We start from the raw sequence: 2,706 nt of genomic DNA, 5'->3' as shown, positions 1-2,706 counted from the left end.
CGGCGAGGGCACCAGCCCGCGCCGCGCCGCGGCGAACCAGTCCCGCCAACGCGGCCTGGTCCCGGGCGGCAACAGCGGGTCGGCCTTGTACATGTAGCGCAGGCCGCGCACCCACATCAGCAGCATCAGCGGCGTGACGGCAAGTTGGGTGCGGACCTGACGTAGGAATCCGGCTCGCAGGTGCTTCATCACGTCGAAGGCAACCGCCTTGTGTTCGACCTCTTCGGCGCCATGCCAGCGCAACATGTCCAGCATCACCGGGTGCGCCCCGATCGCGTCGAGTGCGGGGCTGTCGAGAATCCACTCGCCGAGAATGGCCGTGTAGTGCTCCACTGCGGCCACCAGAGCCACCCGCTCCAGCAACCAGCGCTGCTGGCGGCGCTGGCTCCAGTGCGGCCGATCCCCGAGCAGCTTGCCGAACAGCCAGGCCATCTGGGCGGTGAACGGTGCCATGTCGACGCCGCGGGCCGCCAGGTGGTCCGCGACCGCGGCGTGCGCCTGAGAGTGAGTGGCTTCCTGTCCGATGAAGCCCTGCACGTCCAGCCGAAGCTGATCGTCCTTGATCAGCGGCAGCGCCTGTTTGAACACTTCGACGAAGAACTCCTCGCCGGCAGGCAGTAACAGGTGCAGCACATCGCAGAAGTGGGTGACGAACGGCTCGCCGGGCACGTAGTGCACCGGCAACTCGGACCAGTCGAATCCGACGTCACGGGCCTGCAGCACGATGCGTTCGTGGTCCAGCCCTGTATTGGGCGCGTGCGGGCCCGCTGCGGTGTCGTCAACGCTGAGCATCCAGACCTCCCTTTTTGACAAATATACGGTGAATGTCAAGTAGAAGGCGACGGGCGTAGAGCCGGACCGAGGGAGCCCTACGCGTTGAGGGCCGCTGCGGCGTCTCTGTTACGTGCCGATTACCAAGTGAGCGCACCGTTACGGCGCGGTTACATTGTCGGGCTCCCGTTTAAAAAGCTGTTAACCAGCTTGAACTCCAAGGCTCTTGCCAGGAAACGTCACAGGGCGTCACCAGCCGACCGTTCCGGGGCGGCCGAAAAACGAGGAGAAGCTCAGTGACTTTTGTCACCGCACATACCGAGGAACTCAGGACAGCAGCCGACAGCCTCAGCGCTGCGGGCTTCGCGCTCGCAGCCCAGAACGCGGCGGCTTCAGTCCCGACGACCGGCGTGGTCCCCCCGTCCGCCGACGAGGTCTCAGCAACGACCGCTGCGCGTTTTGCCGCGCAGGCGCTGATGTACCAGCAGATCAGCTCGCAGGCCACCGCGATTCACGAAATGTTCGTCGCCACGCTTGCCGCCAGCAGCAATTCGTATGCGGCTGCCGAGGCCGCCAACGCGCTCGCAGCTGGTTGATAGGAGTCAGGGGCAATGGATTTCGCGATGCTTCCGCCGGAGATCAACTCCGGACGCATGTACGCCGGCCCGGGCGCCGGGTCATTGTTGGCGGCCGCGGCGGCCTGGGATGAACTGGCTGCCGAACTGCACACCACCGCAGCCAATTACCAGTCGGTGATCTCCGGCCTCACCAGCGGCGCCTGGCAGGGCGTCTCCTCGATCCGCATGGCTGCGGCGGCCGCGCCGTACATCACGTGGCTCAGCGCCACCGGCGCACAGGCCGAGCAGACCGGCGCGCAGGCCAAGGCCGCGGCTGCGGCGCACGCGACGGCGTTCGCGATGACGGTGCCGCCGCCGGTGATCGCGGCCAACAGGGCACAGCTGGCCACGCTGGTGGCGACCAACTTCTTCGGTCAGAACACCCCGGCGATCGCGGCCACCGAAGCCCAGTACGCCGAGATGTGGGCACAGGATGCCACCGCGATGTTCAGCTACGCAGCTGCCGCGGAACTCGCTTCGCAGGTAGCGCCATTCGGGCCGCCGCCGCAAACGGCCAACCCGGCCGGCGCCGCGGCACAAGAGGCAGCCAGCGCCCAGGCGCTCGGGCAAGGTGCCGCGCAAGCCGCGGTCAACGGGGTGATGGAGGCGTTGCCGGGCGCGGCACAATCGGCAATTCCCCCGGTCATCGGCGACATTCTCGCCGATCTCGGGGCGTTGGGCGTCACTCCGGTGGGAACCGCGCTGACCGTGGCCATCATCGCGGCCTTCATACCCGAGTACCTCATTGCGGGCGCCGCGCTTCCGTCGCCGTTCGGCTTGGGAGACGCGTCACCGATGTCCATCGCGGCAGGTGTACCTCTCGGTCTGGCCCCGACGTTGGCGGCACCTGCGTCGGCCGGCCTGGCCTCGGCCACGTCGGCCTCGGTCGGCAGCGCGCAGTCGGTCAGCGGGCTGTCGGTTCCCAAAGCCTGGGCGACCGCGGCTCCCGAGATGCGCCTGGCGGCAGCCGAGGTCGAGGCCGCCAACGTGGTGGCCGCCGAGGGTGTGGGCGGCGGAATGTTCGGCGGGATGCCGCTGTTCGGCGGGGCGCCGCTGATGACGATGGGCGGGCGCGGCGCCAACTCGCAATACCGCGAAAACAAGTCTGTCGAGGAGGCAAAGCGAAAGGCCGTCAAGGGACGGCGTTCCACGATGTGGTGAGCCGAGCCCGGCTGCACCGATTTTCACCTTGAGGAGAGCAAATCATGACTTCACGTTTTATGACCGAACCGGACGCGATGCGTGCGATGGCCGGCCGGTTCGATGTGCACGCGCAGACCGTTGAGGACGAGGCTCGCCGGATGTGGGCGTCGTCGAC

3 protein-coding genes and 1 pseudogene are annotated in these 2,706 nt (G+C 67.4%); 3 read left to right on the top strand and 1 reads right to left on the bottom strand.

From position 1 onward, the window contains the following. Nucleotides 1–792 (bottom strand): metal-dependent hydrolase (locus LI92_RS20890; protein WP_046322337.1); only part of this gene is annotated, 792 nt, incomplete at its 3' end. Nucleotides 793–1,067: 275 nt separating this feature from the next. Here LI92_RS20890 and LI92_RS20885 point away from each other — a divergent pair. The 3 genes and pseudogenes from LI92_RS20885 to LI92_RS20875 all read left to right on the top strand — a co-directional run. After that, a complete protein-coding gene (locus LI92_RS20885) occupies nucleotides 1,068–1,367 on the top strand; it encodes a PE family protein (RefSeq protein ID WP_046322336.1) in 300 nt (99 codons plus the stop codon). 15 nt (nucleotides 1,368–1,382) lie between these two features. Next, nucleotides 1,383–2,549, top strand: coding sequence for a PPE family protein (locus tag LI92_RS20880; RefSeq protein ID WP_052740886.1), 1,167 nt, complete (start codon nucleotides 1,383–1,385; stop codon nucleotides 2,547–2,549). A 44-nt stretch (nucleotides 2,550–2,593) separates the two neighbouring features. Beyond that, a pseudogene (locus LI92_RS20875) lies at nucleotides 2,594–2,706 on the top strand (WXG100 family type VII secretion target); the annotation flags it as partial.

It is taken from the genome of Mycobacterium sp. UM_Kg1, from assembly GCF_000972925.1.
In the GTDB taxonomy this organism is placed as follows: Bacteria; Actinomycetota; Actinomycetes; order Mycobacteriales; family Mycobacteriaceae; genus Mycobacterium; species Mycobacterium hiberniae.
The sequence above is the reverse complement of the archived record's forward strand: the minus strand, read 5'-3'. Positions and strand labels throughout refer to the sequence as shown.

Bases quoted from the DNA above. Each gene is read 5' to 3' on its own strand.
- LI92_RS20880 (WP_052740886.1), top strand. From the start codon at position 1,383: ATGGATTTCGCGATGCTTCCGCCGGAGATCAACTCCGGACGCATGTAC.